Source organism: Flavobacterium limnosediminis JC2902 (assembly GCF_000498535.1).
Taxonomy (GTDB): domain Bacteria; phylum Bacteroidota; class Bacteroidia; order Flavobacteriales; family Flavobacteriaceae; genus Flavobacterium; species Flavobacterium limnosediminis.
In genome coordinates this window covers 231091-245953 of the sequence record NZ_AVGG01000007.1, presented here as the reverse complement: position 1 = coordinate 245953, position 14863 = coordinate 231091, and the positions used below count along the sequence as shown (strand labels likewise).

General features: G+C 38.5%; 28 protein-coding genes. 1 reads left to right on the top strand and 27 read right to left on the bottom strand.

Annotated features, from left to right (window positions below):
• Position 1: 1 nt before the first annotated feature.
• The 20 genes from FLJC2902T_RS08460 to FLJC2902T_RS08365 form a co-directional block, all read right to left on the bottom strand.
• Entirely contained in the window at positions 2-427 is a 426-nt protein-coding gene (locus FLJC2902T_RS08460) for a M23 family metallopeptidase (protein ID WP_035677923.1), read from the bottom strand.
• A gap of 61 nt (positions 428-488) precedes the next feature.
• Positions 489-1076: a hypothetical protein gene (locus tag FLJC2902T_RS08455; RefSeq protein ID WP_023579384.1), complete on the bottom strand. Its 588-nt coding sequence runs from the start codon at positions 1074-1076 to the stop codon at positions 489-491.
• A gap of 4 nt (positions 1077-1080) precedes the next feature.
• A complete protein-coding gene (locus tag FLJC2902T_RS08450) occupies positions 1081-1341 on the bottom strand; it encodes a hypothetical protein (protein WP_023579383.1) in 261 nt (86 codons plus the stop codon).
• Positions 1342-1375: 34 nt separating this feature from the next.
• Positions 1376-1738, bottom strand: coding sequence for a hypothetical protein (locus FLJC2902T_RS08445; protein ID WP_155958881.1), 363 nt, complete (start codon positions 1736-1738; stop codon positions 1376-1378).
• A 98-nt stretch (positions 1739-1836) separates the two neighbouring features.
• Positions 1837-2199, bottom strand: a complete 363-nt coding sequence (locus FLJC2902T_RS08440; protein ID WP_035677920.1) for a hypothetical protein — start codon at positions 2197-2199, stop codon at positions 1837-1839.
• A gap of 2 nt (positions 2200-2201) precedes the next feature.
• Positions 2202-3260, bottom strand: coding sequence for an NHL repeat-containing protein (locus tag FLJC2902T_RS08435; protein WP_023579381.1), 1059 nt, complete (start codon positions 3258-3260; stop codon positions 2202-2204).
• 8 nt (positions 3261-3268) lie between these two features.
• Positions 3269-4033 (bottom strand): hypothetical protein, encoded by a 765-nt coding sequence (locus tag FLJC2902T_RS08430; protein WP_023579380.1) that lies wholly within the window; start codon positions 4031-4033, stop codon positions 3269-3271.
• 61 nt (positions 4034-4094) lie between these two features.
• The gene (locus FLJC2902T_RS08425; protein WP_023579379.1) at positions 4095-4646 is read right to left on the bottom strand and encodes a glycoside hydrolase family 108 protein; all 552 of its coding nucleotides are present in this window, start codon (positions 4644-4646) and stop codon (positions 4095-4097) included.
• Positions 4647-4741: 95 nt separating this feature from the next.
• Positions 4742-5134 (bottom strand): hypothetical protein, encoded by a 393-nt coding sequence (locus FLJC2902T_RS08420; protein ID WP_023579378.1) that lies wholly within the window; start codon positions 5132-5134, stop codon positions 4742-4744.
• Between the two features lie 2 nt (positions 5135-5136).
• A complete protein-coding gene (locus FLJC2902T_RS08415; protein ID WP_035677916.1) occupies positions 5137-5586 on the bottom strand; it encodes a hypothetical protein in 450 nt (149 codons plus the stop codon).
• Complete coding sequence (locus FLJC2902T_RS08410) at positions 5586-6071, bottom strand: hypothetical protein (protein WP_023579377.1); 486 nt, start codon at positions 6069-6071, stop codon at positions 5586-5588. Before FLJC2902T_RS08410 ends, FLJC2902T_RS08415 begins: the two co-directional genes overlap by 1 nt.
• Before the next feature lie 3 nt (positions 6072-6074).
• Positions 6075-6278: a hypothetical protein gene (locus tag FLJC2902T_RS08405; RefSeq protein WP_035677912.1), complete on the bottom strand. Its 204-nt coding sequence runs from the start codon at positions 6276-6278 to the stop codon at positions 6075-6077.
• On the bottom strand, positions 6262-7140 hold the full coding sequence (locus tag FLJC2902T_RS08400) for a hypothetical protein (RefSeq protein ID WP_035677910.1): 879 nt from the start codon (positions 7138-7140) through the stop codon (positions 6262-6264). Before FLJC2902T_RS08400 ends, FLJC2902T_RS08405 begins: the two co-directional genes overlap by 17 nt.
• A gap of 16 nt (positions 7141-7156) precedes the next feature.
• Positions 7157-7444 carry a hypothetical protein gene (locus tag FLJC2902T_RS08395; protein WP_035677907.1) on the bottom strand — a complete coding sequence of 96 codons (288 nt, stop codon included), beginning with the start codon at positions 7442-7444 and terminating at the stop codon, positions 7157-7159.
• Positions 7438-7803, bottom strand: coding sequence for a hypothetical protein (locus FLJC2902T_RS08390; RefSeq protein WP_023579375.1), 366 nt, complete (start codon positions 7801-7803; stop codon positions 7438-7440). Before FLJC2902T_RS08390 ends, FLJC2902T_RS08395 begins: the two co-directional genes overlap by 7 nt.
• 84 nt (positions 7804-7887) lie before the next feature.
• Positions 7888-8478, bottom strand: a complete 591-nt coding sequence (locus FLJC2902T_RS08385; protein ID WP_155958880.1) for a hypothetical protein — start codon at positions 8476-8478, stop codon at positions 7888-7890.
• A 50-nt stretch (positions 8479-8528) separates the two neighbouring features.
• The gene (locus FLJC2902T_RS08380; RefSeq protein WP_023579373.1) at positions 8529-8981 is read right to left on the bottom strand and encodes a hypothetical protein; all 453 of its coding nucleotides are present in this window, start codon (positions 8979-8981) and stop codon (positions 8529-8531) included.
• Between the two features lie 33 nt (positions 8982-9014).
• Positions 9015-9662: a hypothetical protein gene (locus FLJC2902T_RS08375; protein ID WP_023579372.1), complete on the bottom strand. Its 648-nt coding sequence runs from the start codon at positions 9660-9662 to the stop codon at positions 9015-9017.
• A gap of 1 nt (position 9663) precedes the next feature.
• A complete protein-coding gene (locus FLJC2902T_RS08370; protein WP_035677901.1) occupies positions 9664-10527 on the bottom strand; it encodes a hypothetical protein in 864 nt (287 codons plus the stop codon).
• Positions 10517-12058, bottom strand: coding sequence for a hypothetical protein (locus FLJC2902T_RS08365; protein WP_023579371.1), 1542 nt, complete (start codon positions 12056-12058; stop codon positions 10517-10519). The genes FLJC2902T_RS08370 and FLJC2902T_RS08365 overlap by 11 nt, the downstream gene beginning before the upstream one ends.
• Positions 12059-12378: 320 nt before the next feature.
• Between FLJC2902T_RS08365 and FLJC2902T_RS08360 the strand changes: the two genes are divergently transcribed.
• Complete coding sequence (locus tag FLJC2902T_RS08360) at positions 12379-12612, top strand: hypothetical protein (RefSeq protein WP_155958879.1); 234 nt, start codon at positions 12379-12381, stop codon at positions 12610-12612.
• 33 nt (positions 12613-12645) lie between these two features.
• Here FLJC2902T_RS08360 and FLJC2902T_RS08355 read toward each other — a convergent pair whose 3' ends face one another.
• The 7 genes from FLJC2902T_RS08355 to FLJC2902T_RS08325 all read right to left on the bottom strand — a co-directional run bounded on the left by FLJC2902T_RS08355 (position 12646) and on the right by FLJC2902T_RS08325 (position 14848).
• On the bottom strand, positions 12646-12864 hold the full coding sequence (locus FLJC2902T_RS08355; protein ID WP_035677898.1) for a hypothetical protein: 219 nt from the start codon (positions 12862-12864) through the stop codon (positions 12646-12648).
• A complete protein-coding gene (locus tag FLJC2902T_RS08350) occupies positions 12861-13148 on the bottom strand; it encodes a hypothetical protein (protein ID WP_023579368.1) in 288 nt (95 codons plus the stop codon). Before FLJC2902T_RS08350 ends, FLJC2902T_RS08355 begins: the two co-directional genes overlap by 4 nt.
• Positions 13149-13218: 70 nt before the next feature.
• Entirely contained in the window at positions 13219-13443 is a 225-nt protein-coding gene (locus tag FLJC2902T_RS08345; RefSeq protein WP_023579367.1) for a single stranded DNA-binding domain-containing protein, read from the bottom strand.
• Between the two features lies 1 nt (position 13444).
• Positions 13445-13798 (bottom strand): hypothetical protein, encoded by a 354-nt coding sequence (locus FLJC2902T_RS08340; RefSeq protein WP_023579366.1) that lies wholly within the window; start codon positions 13796-13798, stop codon positions 13445-13447.
• Between the two features lie 210 nt (positions 13799-14008).
• The gene (locus FLJC2902T_RS08335) at positions 14009-14389 is read right to left on the bottom strand and encodes a hypothetical protein (protein ID WP_023579364.1); all 381 of its coding nucleotides are present in this window, start codon (positions 14387-14389) and stop codon (positions 14009-14011) included.
• Positions 14390-14405: 16 nt separating this feature from the next.
• Positions 14406-14621, bottom strand: coding sequence for a hypothetical protein (locus FLJC2902T_RS08330; protein ID WP_035677894.1), 216 nt, complete (start codon positions 14619-14621; stop codon positions 14406-14408).
• Complete coding sequence (locus tag FLJC2902T_RS08325) at positions 14621-14848, bottom strand: hypothetical protein (RefSeq protein WP_162147681.1); 228 nt, start codon at positions 14846-14848, stop codon at positions 14621-14623. Before FLJC2902T_RS08325 ends, FLJC2902T_RS08330 begins: the two co-directional genes overlap by 1 nt.
• Positions 14849-14863 lie beyond the last annotated feature (15 nt).

The window sequence follows — 14863 nt, the reverse complement described above, 5'->3', positions numbered from 1 at the left end:
CTTAAAAAAGTGTTTCAGGATTAATTAATGCGCCGGTTTTGGCGTTTCTAACTTCAACATGTACGTGGTTGGTCATGGTGGATGAATATTTGGAAGCGATGTTTTGCGCGATCCCTATTACCTGACCTTGTTTAACTGCGGTATTTGCCGCTACGGAAGCACTCATGTAAAAAATCTTCACATGATACTGGCTGTTTTTGATCTCAATGCCGGTCCAACGCAAATCGTCACCATAAGGGTAGGGGAAACGTGTTACCGTACCGGAAATAGGAGACGTTATTTTTTGCCCTGGAACGGTTTTAATATCAAGACCTTGGTGTACGCGGCTTCCTCGGCTGTCACCGAAGCCACCACAGCCCCAATCTTTATCACAACCTCTGCGAATGTTGTCGGCGGTTACTTTTGCAAATGCTTTATTGCTATTCATAAACAAATAGATTATTGTTGCGACACTAAGTATCGCAATAGGTTTTTTATAGTTCGCTAAATCAATCGTTGTTGTTTTCAATGGTATCGATGATTTTTTTTGAAAGTGTGATCTTCCGGATATAAAATCTAAGTACTAAATAGGCGGCGATGATTAAGAGCCAAAACCACCATTTAAAATAAATCGGTATCGCAATAATTTTTTGGTACCAGGTCTTTTCTGTAATGTTTTCTTTTTCCCGGTTGTGGTTTTGCTTAATCCCCTTAAAATGCGTACTTTCTTTGTTTTCTACCGGAATGCTCTCGGTTGTAATCAGTAATCCTTTGTTGGTTGATGAAATTTTTACTTTCGTAGTCCCGTTGTCAATCTCGTTTTCAAAAATGGGATTGTCTTTTCGCGTAGAATCATACGGATAGAAATTTCCAGTATGTACCGGAACCGATTTGGTTATTATCACTTCCGATTTTTCAATATCGATCACACTATCCTTTACGATTTCTTTTGTTTCAACAGATGAAGTTTCCACCGTTGTTTTTTTCGCACGGCAGGAAGCCAATAAAAGGAAAATCAGAATAATGCTGAACCAAAACAGTAAGCCGTAGGCCAAATGCTTGTTTGAATGGTTTTTATCGTTATCATATAAACTCATAATCTTATTTTTTTGAACAGTTGTTACATTTGTCAACCTGCGTTTTAAGAGCCACCTTCAGGGAGTTGATCTCCTCCTGCATCTGATTCATTTTCACGTTCGTGTCAATAATCATCTGATGGTATATTTTTTGCACGGCTTCTGCGGCCGAAGCTTCTGTGATTTTTGATTGCGCAATGCGTTCTTTTCTCGCTCCTAAAAAAGCAAAAACGCCCGTTCCTCCGAAAAGAGTTGAAAAAATGGCTAAAATTGTTTCTAATGACATGGTTGGTAGGTTTAAAATGGTTACTCTTTAATTCTTAATTCATTAAAATTTCGTAATCGTGAAAAAACAAACGGCGTTGTTCTTTGGTTATCAATCCTCTTTTGAAAATCGCGTACAGACAGAAGGGTAATCCGGTTATTTTTAACAGAGAAAAACGCTTCCAGCTTGCTTCGCCTTTTCCTAAATGTTCCATTTGCTTTGCGTACAACTTGTCGCAATACCATTTGGTATATAAATTAGCCGCTGCATTGAAAATCAAATATTGGTAATCATGAAGCATCGCATTAATATCTAAGCCCGGAATGTGATACAAATCTTTTACAATGGTTGCACCGTCAAAATCTTGGGGGAAATCACAGAAGTATTCGTATGCTTTTTCGTAAATACCTATTTGCATATCTGAATAGTTCCACAATTTCAAATAAGTAATTAACTTTTTGTGGCCTTCCGCTAAAGTTTCGGGGGATTGGTGGAAATATTTTGATTTGCTGCCTGTCATATTACTAACTCCCAATCAGTATAAGACGTTCCGTAATTTGTACCGTCTTCCATTTGCAACTGAAACAATGTAAATTCCGTCAATCTTTGGATTATATTTTGTTTCAAATGCACCATTGAATTCATTTCAGGAAGAGTACCTAATTCTGCAAACTCGATATCTTCCCACAATTTTGGATTTTGCTTAATATCATCAAGTTTTTGAACCTGATCGTTTTCATCTATAAAATAGTAATAGCCTATCGGTGTGATATTCAGTGCATCAATATCTAATCTCTCTATGATTAAATGAATGAATTCACTTCTTACACCTCTTTCAAAAGGGACCGTAAATTTTGTTTTGGTTCTTAGTCTTATCATCGCTAATTTTTATTAAAATATTTATTGTAATCAGAAGTAGCTAACCCACTTAGAGGAACAGGGATTTGCCTAAAGGATGCAGTATAGTCAAGACCTATTACACCTGACAATTTACAAAGCTTCAAATGGTTGTTTGGTACTCCATACAACGCTCCATTAGAAGCTCCTACTGTACCTGTAAATTTATCTGAACCTGTAAAGCTCATACCCACCAACTTAGTGGTATTATTCACTGGGTCTATCTCCAATATACGTGTAGCATTCAACGGCATACAATATATTTTTCCATTAGGAGCTAACGCCGAAGAATACCATTTATGCACACTGGTACCAAAACTATTACCTATTAGTGTAGTAGTTCCTGTAGCTGGGTCAAACATTAAAACCCTATCGGCTTTAGAAGGAGTGAAATAAATTTTCCCATTTAGTGCTAAAGTACAAGAAGCGTATCTACCAGCTCCCCCACCAAGAACATCTCCTACATAAGCAGTTGTGTCAGTTGTTGGGTCTAATTCTAAGATTCGGGTTGCGCTATACGGACAGAAATAGACTTTTCCATTATTCGCCAGCACTCCATTAAAAAACAGAGCTTGGCCAGCACTAAAAGTTTGTCCCACTAAGGAAGTGGTCAAAGTGCTGGGGTCTAATCTCATAACTCTAGTACTGTAATAAGGAGCTGAATAAATTATCCCGTTAGGCGCAAGAACCCCTCCGAACCACTTATAGTTACCTACATAAGTACTGCCTACTAACGTGGTAACTCCTGTAGCTGGGTCTAATTCCAAATACTGCTGCGCCACACCCGGAGTGAAATACACTTTCCCATTAGGGGCTAAAACGCCACCAACCCACTTAAAAGTTCCTGTTCCATAATCAGAACCGACTACTTGCCAATTATCAGTGCTTGGGTCTATTTCTAGGACTTTAGCAGCCGAGGCTGGAGGGCAATAAATTTTTCCATTAGGCGCTTGTACTCCGCAGTAATATTTAGAGGTGGTTACAAAGTCATCACCGATAGTCTTGGCTACATAAGTAAAAGGGTGATTTAGTAATGGATTCATCGTTGATTTTAGTAATTAGTGATATATAGCCTACTCACGGTTCCGAAAGTTACAATGGTGGCTCTTGAACCGGGCGCGCCGTTAAGAACCGCTGTCCCGTCCATTAAATTTAACGTTCTAGTAGGCCACTCAATAAATGTTATAGCACCTGTCCCTTCCTTGATGATTGTACACGTAAATCCGTCAAAGGAGTCAACAATAAAGTTTGCGATATTAACACCATTATTGATTACCAAGTTTCTCCCATTTATCGATTTACCGGAAACGAATGATGAAGCAAAAAGCGAGGTTGGTTCCATTAAATCAACCTTTAACTGAGGCGTGTTTAAATCATCAACCAATACTGCCACATCCATTGATAACTGCATTACCCAGCTAAACAACTTTTCGAGCATCATACCTTGAAGTTGCAACTCTGCAGGATCAGAAATTGAACCGTTCGTCACCTTGAAAAAAGTAGCTAATAACGTGTTTTGCGGTACGGGTGGTGCAGCAGGTGATCCGTTGGTTTCGCCACCGGCAATACGAACAAATGTCCCGTCAGTCGTAAAAACAGCAATGTCAATCCTTTCCAAATCGGCAGCGGCCGTATAAGGAACGTTTAAAACAACTTGTTCATAGTTTGTGTATTGAACGTTGTTAATCGTTCCAACCCAAGAGGGATTGAAAGTAAGCGTATTGCCAACTAAGGAAAACCCCGTGGTAACGTTGAATTCGTTATCGAGGGCTGCGACTTGTGAACTTGGTTTTTTATTTACTCCTATGGTTATCATTCTGAGTATTTTTGGTATAGTTTATAGGCTAAAAAAGAAAGTGCTGATATCCCTATAAGCGTTATTGCGATGCCTTTTTTTTTTCTGAAAAAGAAAATTTATTTAATCGGGAAATCCATCCGTCAAGGAATGCGCCGCCGATAGAATAATAATAAGAGTGTCTTGCTTTTTTTATTTCGTCAAATAGAACTTGTGAATTCACGCTATTGATAGCCTGAATAGTAATGTTTCCTATAATACCGTCCTGTGCTAAGTTTTTATGAAACTTTTGATTCAATATCCTTTGAATCATTATACCTGCACTTTGAGGGCCAGCATTTACAGCATGGTCAACAATGATATTTGCAACACTTTGGGAATTTATGCTGTCCGCTTTTAATTTATTCCAATACCAAAATTTATAAATATCTAACGCAGTGTTTTTTAACATGTTTTTCATGTCGGTTACACTTGGAGGTCTTTTAATCCAGACCTCATACGTTTTGGCTGCTATTCCGAAGTTTGTTCCAACTAATTGACCTAAACTATTGTAATTACCTGAATCATTAGACATTGATTGATAGCCGCCTTCGGCCTCCAACAATAATGGTATGAAATATGAAAATGATGCCATAATTTGATTTTTAAGTTAATTGAACAATCGGGACCTAAATCCCGATTGCGCAATTACACACGCTAACAATAAATACTACTTGAGAAGCAGTTTCTTTATATTTTTGCTTTTACCGTTTTGGTAACGGAAGCTTTTTTTTGTGAGTTCGCATATAGGGTTGTTACTCCCGCCGCTAAAATTGCAGTTACAGTAACGACACCAAGCCAGTTTACCGTTTCTTTTTTTATAAAAAGGTTATCCAGGGTAGTGCCTGTTACCGGATCGAGATCTTCACTCTTTCTAATATCAAAAATGACTGCTTGTACCGTTTTATCTTTATGTTCCGGTGCTGAAATTTTTAGATAGGATAGTTCTGAGGCAACACCCATTGAGAAATTTCCCTTACTGTCAGTAATGGCTTTGGCTGTGCCTCCAATTTCCTGAATGGTGGCACCCGGCAATGGTTCTCCGGCTAGAGTACTGAATATGGTTCCGATTACTATTTTCATAATTATAGGTAGTATGAATATCTTAGACGTAGGGTTTCGTAACTCTTAGCGCTCAACTCACTTTTAAGCCATACCTGAAGCGGTTCCAAAGGCAATGATCCAAATAGAGGATTCCAGTTAATCTGATTTCCGTATAGTGAATTGTAACTTCTTTTTCCAAAAGCCTGTATAACCTGAGCGAATTGTGTTAAAGACAGCCCTTGTAATGAATTGAAAATCAAATCTTCATCCGTACCTGAGTCCTTCATGGCATTGTACAGTTTTTCGGCAATGTTTTTTGCGTTAAAAACTACCGTGCCTGGATTCAAAACCCCTCCGTTTCCGGTTGGATCGTTAGAACCGTAACTTCCGGAAGTAGTGGTGCTGGTTGGTTTAAAAATGAACCAAGCTGCAATTCCAACAGCTAAGGCTATTCCGCCATATAATGCGTATTGTTTTTGTATTGGTGTCATTATTGATCGGTATTTACTTGTTTAAAAACTCCTGCAACTAAAAAGCGTAACTCGGCTAATTCTCCAGGATCGAACTGATCGTACAACCATTCTATAAGATTTCCTTCCGACTTATTAACCAGTGGAACGTGATCGAATGATTTTCGAATTCCGAAAGCGTTATAAATTTTCGTAAATCCGTTATAGTTCACTCCGTTAAGTTGCTGTTTTACTGCTTCAAAACCGTTACCCGCACCGTACATGGCTGTATAAATTGCTTCCGCTCTCGATTGTGCCGAAGCATCGCTTATATTGGCCGGAGGATAATTCGGGTTTAAGGCTCTTTTGTCGAACTTGTGCGTTATTTTATAATAAATAAAGTAACCCACGCCGGCAATTACCAAACCTTTCAGTAAAAAAGGAATGATGTCGATTGATTTTTCGATTGCTTTTTGTCCGGCGGGAGTAGCCGCCGCTACAACAATAGGATTACCTAATTTTTTCATGTTTTATAAAAACTTTTTAAGCATCTCTAATTTTTTAGGATTGGTTAACAACCCAATTACTTTAGTTTTTGCTTTTTCATCTTTTGAGAATTCGGCAACTGCTACAAGTTCTTTTGTTGATGCGTTTTTTAATAATGTTTCGATTGCTGCTCTTTTCTCAATTAAGTCAATCGCACTGGTTCCGGTGATGTTAATGCTGTCCTGCATGGGAGTTGATTAAAGCGTTAAGATTATTTATAAAATCCTCGTTTTTCATGTAGTACACAATCGAGCCTAAATAGTTCACCTGTTCATCCGAACAGTTGTTTGCTACAATTTGCATGAAGGACTGCTTTACCTCAGAAACATTGGCTGATGCCAAACCTGTGGCCATTTCGGCAGCACCGCCGCCTTTCATGCCGGCAAATGCACCGATAAGTTCAGGCGCTTTATCCATTAGCTTGCTAATGGCCTCACTGTCGAAAAAAGATTTCGTTTCTTTCTGTACGATCATTACGGCCAATTCTTTTTGCGCTTCTGCTGTGGAAAGCTTTGTCTTTAATTCACGGTTCTCATTGTCCAGGTTGCGGTTCTCTTGTTTTAAGTCCTTGTAATCTTCTTTTAATTCCGCATGAGCGACTTTAAGGTCTTCCAATCGTTCTGCTTTAAGCATTACACCCATAAGTTGTGCGCCATGCAAACCATATTGTTCAGGACTTGCAGGTACAGGTTGTACCGCGTATTGTTGAACGGAAGGGGCGGGAGCAGGAACCGGAACCGGAACATGTGAAACTACTGTCTCAGATTCCGTTTTTGCTTTAGGAGCGATAACAGGAAGTTTATATCCTGCCCCAACTTTTACGTTGGTTGCACCTTTTGTGGTTCTGTGTTCAATCCATACTTCAATATCTTGCGTTAGATTCCCTAACAAAAGTTTTAAGTATGCAATTAAATCTTCATTTGGAATATCAGAAAGAAAGATGTTTTGTTTTGATCCGATAACATTATCGGTCGCCAAATCAGACATTCTGATAAAGTTTGATGAAGGATTTTGTTTTAGAAACTGGATTGTATTACTTGTATTACTCATGTTTTGCGTGTGTGAGTTAATTTTGTGTGCAACTGCCTGAAGCTGTGTTCTCAATTACAGATACCCAATGGCAGAAAAGCATTTTGGTTTTGGTATCATCCGTAAATTGGATGTCAATTTCGTTTTGAAGAATAACTCCCGGTGCATAAACAGAGAAGTTCTCACCCGGAGCCAAAAGGACACCGTCTACCATAACTGGACTTTCGCCTTTATTGGTAAATGAAGGCACGTTCATTCCTTTCAATGAAAAGTTTGATTGAGAAGCCGTAATTGTTTTTTTCGAGAGATTTCCTTTTACTAACATGCCACTTCCGGTTTAAGGATCATGAATAACACTTGTACCTTTACATCGGTAGCGCGTGAATTTGTTAGTGCATTTAATGAAGCGGTGATTGTTTTTCCACCGTCAAGATCAATAGGGCGTAAGGATTCAACAAAGTTTCCTCCATTGGTTTTTTCAGAAAAACGTACATCGGCAGGTTTTAAAACTACTGTGCTGTTTTCTGAACAAGAAAGATTGATGATTTCGTTATCGTCGTTACCGCTTGTAACTGCGCCAATTGCAACGCATTTCCCGTCCGGTAGTCTTACTTCTGCTTCACCGGATGATGCCGCAGCCAATAAGGTAATAACAACCGTTACATATTCGAATCGTCTGTTCATTGGATTGGTTTTTTTAGAAAAAAAAGCCTGCCTCTATTAAAGACAGGCTTTTTACATGGTTGGTTTTAAATGGCTTTTGTGGTATTAGTCAACCTTTTTGGTTGTCTGAACTCCGTTTAGTCTTAAATAAACGTAGTGTTTCTTGGTGTTGTCTAAAACAACTGTTGGCGGGAACTTGATTTTGATTTCAATTTGTCTTTCGTCAACCAAATAACGTAAGGACTTCAATTGTTTGTATTCGTCAATAGAAGTGCGTCCCGTTTGAATATTGTGTACATCACGCACCGGTAAACGTAAAACATCACGTCCGTCTTGAGAGATAATCAATAAGGCGTTTTGTAATTCTTTCGGTGCCTTGGTATTGTACTCAATACTTCCCTCTAATCCGCTGTCAGTTGCGTGAGTAGCGTAGTTCAGTGCGATTTGGTCAAAAATAAATCCTCGGCCCGACTGCAATCTGTTTTTGTCGAATGAACAGATACCGTCGATTCTTTCCGTTTGAGCATCCATAAGGTCTATGGTTGAACCGCCGGAGATTTCTTTTTTCAGTTCTAATGTGTGGTCGTCCAATACAACCTTGTTTGATCTAAGATCGTCTCTTAATTGAACGGAAAGCCTTGTTGCTACTAATGCAAGGAACTCTAAGGCCATTGTAAAAAATGGTAAATTTCTCATTTTGTTTGATGTGGTTTTAAATGGTGTTTTTTTAATTGTTTTTTTGGAGGTTATACTCCTGCTGCCATTGGTCTTTCAACTGGCATGGCCGGCGCCCATTCTACTGTTGGGTTGCCTAATCTTGCAGTTGGATTAGCAGAGATGATTGGTGTCGCTACAGGTTGAAATGTGGAATGTCCTACGACTGCGTTCACGAATCTTCCGCTCACGGTAGCGTTGTCTTTCGGGTCAACGGTGGTTGCTAACATTTCTGTAGCATAATCCGCCCCTTGTTTGATTGCGGCTCCTACAAGTGCAGCTTGTACAGCCTGTCCGGTTGTGGTTTTTCCATCAACTGCCGCCGCGACTATTACTGCTCCTGCAGCAACTAAAATCTTTTTGTATTTAGTTGTGCTTTCCGGCATAATGGCCACGATACCGTCAGATAATTTCGCACCCGCAACCCCCGCGCCAACCGCTAATGCTGCGCTTCCGATTGTTTTTGAGTTTGGTTTTTTTAACATGGTTTTCTGTGGTTTTAAAATGGTTTTACTAATTTATTTCTGGTCTTTTTTGTCTTTTTTCCTTGTCGCGAAAAACAATATTGCTGCGGCTATTCCTAATCCGAGTAATAAGCCTCCGCCACCGCCTGTTGATTTTGAGGTTTCAAAAACCATTGTTTCGCCATTGGTTCTCGGTGGTGCGGAAGTGGTTGTTGTTACTTCTTTTGGCGGAACCATATCCGGTATCGGTATGGCATTAACCGGAGGAATTACCGTTGCATTGCCTTCTGATTTGGCCATTCGGTAATTATCAGCCAAAGCAGACACATTGCCATACATTGCAATAGGATCGTATTTGAAATTTGCCGTACTGGTATTAACCGTGTATTTTTCAACTGCGTAGCCCAATCCGGATAAGTATTGGTAGAACCTGTCTTCAACAATTTTGAACGCTTCATTCACTTTGGCTACCTGAGCCAAATGGGCGTTTGGTTTGAACTTGTTCGGGTTTGTCTTTATATAGGCTTTGAAAGCTGCCATTTCCGACAAACTGTTGTTTACAACCAAGAAAGGATCGTGTGATGTAAAAACGTTTAACAGCGACCCCATCAAAGCGTTATACTTTTTGTAATACGGTTCGAACTGGTAGGCAAACCAATTGTCCACCACGTTCATTTCCTCAAATTCCAGCAGTACGTCCATATTACTTGTCTGATTTTTTATTTAGCATATACAAGGCCCCAAGACATGAGGATATAAGAAGTACTATAGCACCACCACTTAAACCCGATTTAGTATCCGTTGCAGCTTGGGAGGTATTTGTACCTAAGGTTAGAACTGCTTCCGTTTGAGCGGCAGTAGGCTGTAGAGTAACGTTTTGCGGAACAAAACTGCCGTTTGCCACTTTCCATAAATCGGCTGTTGTGCTGATTGCCGGAACCGCAAAAGGTGAGAAGTCCAAACCTGTTGAACTTACTTTTACAATTGTGGTGTCCAGTAAAACATCAGCTTCAAAAATGATGTCCTGGATAACTTTATCGGCGTATGCGAAAAATTCTTCAACACCGATCATTTGCTCTTTGTTGGCGTTAACTGTGAATCCATTTGGATTTGTTTTCACGTACTCCAAAAACAAAGTCATTTTTGTCAATGCCGCATTAATGATTTTTAACTGTTCGTCTAAAGGTTTTTGACCAACAAATATTTCATTGCACGAATTGATTATTTTTTCGTAAAAAGGGGAGAAATAATTAGTTGCCCAACTTTCCACCATTGCCAATTCGGATTCGGTTAAAGTGTAATCTCTGATCGTTGCCGTTTTTGATGTACCGCAACCACCGTTTTGCTGAAGCCATGTAGAGAATTTTCCATAACATGATCCGTCAATAGTTTCCATTACCTGACTTATGGCATAACCAATAGTACCTAATGCTGAAATGTTGTTTTTAACTTTTCTCCATGCCCAGGCGCCGGCTTCGCTCCAAAATCCACCAAGTCCCTGCGGTTGTTCCTGACAGGCGCATGAAAGCCCGTAGCTTTCTGAATTATATGTTGAATTATTTTGCATTTTTAGTCGCTTTTGAAGTCATAATTTTATATCCGGCGTAAGCCAAAACACATCCTACTACTAATCCTGTTCCGGCCATACTGGTTTTGGGTTTTTCTCCCGCAGGTATGTATTCTCCGGTTGTGCCGTCATAAGTGCCTCCGTCTGTTATTGGAGTATTTGGATTGTTGCTTCCTGATGTGTATTGCTGTGCCGCAACTATCACTGTTTGTAAACCTGACAATACCGTTTGAGGGGTTAAAGCAGTAATATTTGTATTGCTTTCATAAATAAATTTTGTTACCTCAAAAGCAGGTATGTTTTTCGATAGAATAGGGTAATATGTGACCAATGGAATATCGAAAACAATATCTTGACCAACCCAAGTGGCCCATTCTCCGAAATAAGCTTCCTCTACATTACCTGATATGGAAACACGTCCGTATCTTTTTGTTCCGGTAGGAATGGAAGTAAAGTATTCTTTAAGCCAAATATCTAAGGCTTTAGTTACTGTATATCTGTAAAAATTATAAGTTTCGTGTGTGATTTTAAGGTTTTCTGCAGTGCAAGCCGATTGCCATCCTTCCGAACGTTTAGTTCCTGCTACAGAAGCGTTCCAAGTGGCTGTCCCGATAAACTTATTAATGTATAGCGCAAAATTCTTTGTATCTCCTTGTTGTAGTGCTAAATTGAATTTATCAATGTAACTGTGCAATCTTGCCAAAAGTCCCTCAATATCCGATTTTGCCCTTGTGGCATCATAGGAAGTACCTCCGTAACATGATAAAGGCTGAGAAAATAACGACTTTATGTTATCCATATTAAATGAGCCATTCAGTCCAAATGGTTGTTCAGCATTAGGCAACGTGTACAAAGTGTTCATATCGAAGTCATAACCCCCATACGCAGAAGCCAAACCCTGACCGCAGGTACATTCGGTACCCGGACAGGCTAACCCTCCGTAAATTGCCGGACTTGCCAGTCCTACATGTTTTAGTTTCATAGTATAATCGTATTTTTCGATGAAACTGACTTCTTTGTTATTGTGCGTTGTGGCATCAATTATCAGATACTTATTGTTTTGGGTTGGAACAATGACATAAACATGTGTCCAGTCATTAGGCATCATTCCGGGTTGTTTTACCTTTCTAAATGCGTGTGGTATAGAAAGACATTGTAAAATGGTGGATGCCAGTAGGGAATAAGTTTTACAGTCAAATCCTGTAACTCGGTTTTCCCAGGCGGCCGACGGCGCATACAAATGCTGTAGCTGTCCGTCTATTTTATACTGAAAATGGTGATAAAGCCATTTATATACATTCTCAACCGTTTCACTGATCGTTGCACCTAATAAAAGCGGTGCCACTTTTTTCATTTGGTGAGCGTAGGCGTATGCCCAAAGCGCCATGTATGCAAGTGTCTCATACGTGTCGCTGTACTCATTATCTGCTTCAAAGTATTGCTGCGTGCCTTCGCTTTTTGGAATTAACCCTTCGAATTCTCTACCGGATTGTAATTGCCTGTGTAACAAAGTGTCAATGAAGCTGCTCATGTTTACATTTTTTTCATGGTTCGTATTTTTTGATGAACGTTTTTAACTTTAACGGAGTGCTTAATCGGGAGCCAGGAACGTAAATTGAATTGCTACGTTTGAAACTCCCCTGTGATTAAGCTTTTCAATGAAAGAACTCATTAAACTTTGTCCAGAAGTGAGTGTAAATTTAAGCCCGTAAAAAAGTGAGGTTGACGGATTCCGTTGGATTCCGGTGCTTTCCGGTGCTTTCCGTTGGATTCTGTCGGATTCCGTCGCTTTTCGTCGGATTCTGTCGGATTTTTATTTTGTAGTGATTTTCTTTTTTAATAGTTTTGACATTGCCATTTAAAACCACCAAAAACATGAATATCACTTCTTTACCTACGGATGATTTGTGCGCAATGACGAAATCAGAACTATATCAAGAGTTTAGGAAATTTGGACGCGATGTGGTTCGTTTGGAAATGAACACTGTTATCGCCAAAGTACGTGGGGTTCCTTTAAAAGAAGCGAAAGTTCAAAAGGTTTTGAAGGGTGGGGAAGTTGCGGAACTTAGAAAACGTTTTGCATAAAAAAAACCACGCTAATTACGTGGTTCGTGTTGGTTAGTTATCTGAAAATAGTTTTGCATTTTCTTCGGGGATTGCTATTCTCATATTAACAATTTTTTCAGAAAAAAAACTACTGCTTTCTTTCACTGAGAGTATTATTCCATTATATTTTTTTACTTTTTGATCTAATTTTAACCTTTTCATTCTTATTTGGGTAATTTCCAATTCAAAAAGTATGTATTTTTTTCCGTCTATTTCTTGTTCTATTGTCATAATTTCTTGATTAATAAGTTTATACCGTTATTTATTAAATCTTTTGCTTCAAGTACTAAGGTTTCCAGTTTATCAGCTTTCAATTGCAGTTCTGTCTGCTTTTTTTGCTTCATTTCGATAATCCTGTTTAGCCGGGCGATGTCCTTTTTTTGCTCGATAGATTGTTCCAAAGCGAAAAATAAAACATCGTTTGCGTTTTTAAAACCCTGTTCCTGGGCTACCTGTTCCAGTTGCTTTTTTTGGGTAGGCGTGAAGCTGCGTATGTAGGTGGAATTCTTTATCATAGTATTGAATTGTAGATTATTTATATACTTTGAAAAAACTAACGGTTTTGGCACCGTTAGTTTCTTTTGGTTATTGGTTTAGATTATCTACTTTTTTAATATTATTGATGATTTCTTCAAGTTGATTACAGGTATCATCATTATATTCTACTATACTTCCGAAAGTACAACAACTACAATCACCTTCATTTATGTTGATATGACCTACCAATTCTACCTCACCGTTATCTTTTTTTACTATCATTCCGGCTCTTAAATCCATTTTGCCGTCGTATTTTTTGAATTTTATGTCCATACTACAACGATTTTAATTGTTGATCCAGGACTAACTTGTATTTTTCAAGAACGTGATTTTCATACTCAGTTCTGTTTTGTCCGTATATTGGCATGCAGCACATTAGTAAAATTGCAGCTTCGGATGCTTTGAGTGATAAAGTTGATCCTTTAGTGTTAGTGGATTCAATTTTTGTACGAAACAGGTACCATAAACGAAAAGCTACGTCGATTTCAATGATCGCTTCTAAAAACTCCATCATGGATTGAGTAGTGTTTCTGTACTTCGATTCTGCTATTTGGTGAAACTTAAATAATTCTGCTTGTAATACTTGCATTTCTTTCTCCTGGACTTTTTTTAATGTGATTTTATTCATTTTGGTGGGTTTAAATGGTTAGTTTTTTTGTGGAAATATCTTAATTGTTGCAAATCCAACTACTACGCCAATTGTGATAGTCGAAATTGTAGAAAGGTCACCTGGTTTGGTTTTAAAAAAGAATTCCATTATCGCTACAATAATAATTGTGACGACGAATATGAAAATGTATGCTTTTATTAACTTCTTCATTTGGTGGGTTTTAAATGGTTATTTTTTGATTCCGTAGGCTCCCCAATTTGATTTTGAAAAACAGCCTGTTTGTATTCTAAAATCTAAATTTTCATTTAGTTTCTTTCTGTAAAATAGTTTAGGTTCGCATTTTACTGTAACTATTTCGCCTTTATTAGTTTTGACTGTTAGAAGGTATTTTTCCGATTCGTGATTTGATGTTACTACCACTCCCATTTTGCCATTGCTGGTCATACCTACGCCGGTTCCGGTGCTATTGCTTTCAGCTACATAATGCTTATCGATTATTATCCCTGAATCATATTTTGGATATGATAATGCGCCATCAATACCAATATAAATAACACTTAAAATAAGCAACAAGAAGAAAGTTGCTAAAATTGGTACTTCTCTAAACATATCTCGTATCATATTTTTACTTTGTTGAGTGAATTAATTGGTTATTCTCATAAAACTGGATTACGTTGTATTTCCCGATTTTATCTTTCAGTCTTCCAAGCATGCCCCCGATAATTTGCATCGAGGGTTTGCGGTTTTCCTGTATGGGGGAGTAGAACACTTTGTTTTCCTCTTTATGGCCGGTTAGGACCACCATACGGATTTTGCTTTTTTCTTTTTCGTAGAATGGCATTATCGGGAGGCTTTTTTAAGTTTGTGTTTCATGTCGTTGTACTGTGCTTTTGCCTGTTCCAAAGATTTTGCAAAAACTCTTACACGGCCTTTTTCGAAATGAAATTCTTGGTTTCCCTGATCGAGTAATTCCTGTTCTTTTTTGGAGTAAGCTTCATTTGCTTTTTTGTCGGTGTAGTCATTCCACCATTTCTTTAAGTAGGGTAGTGCAAATGTTCTGATAATCAATATTACAAATAGAAT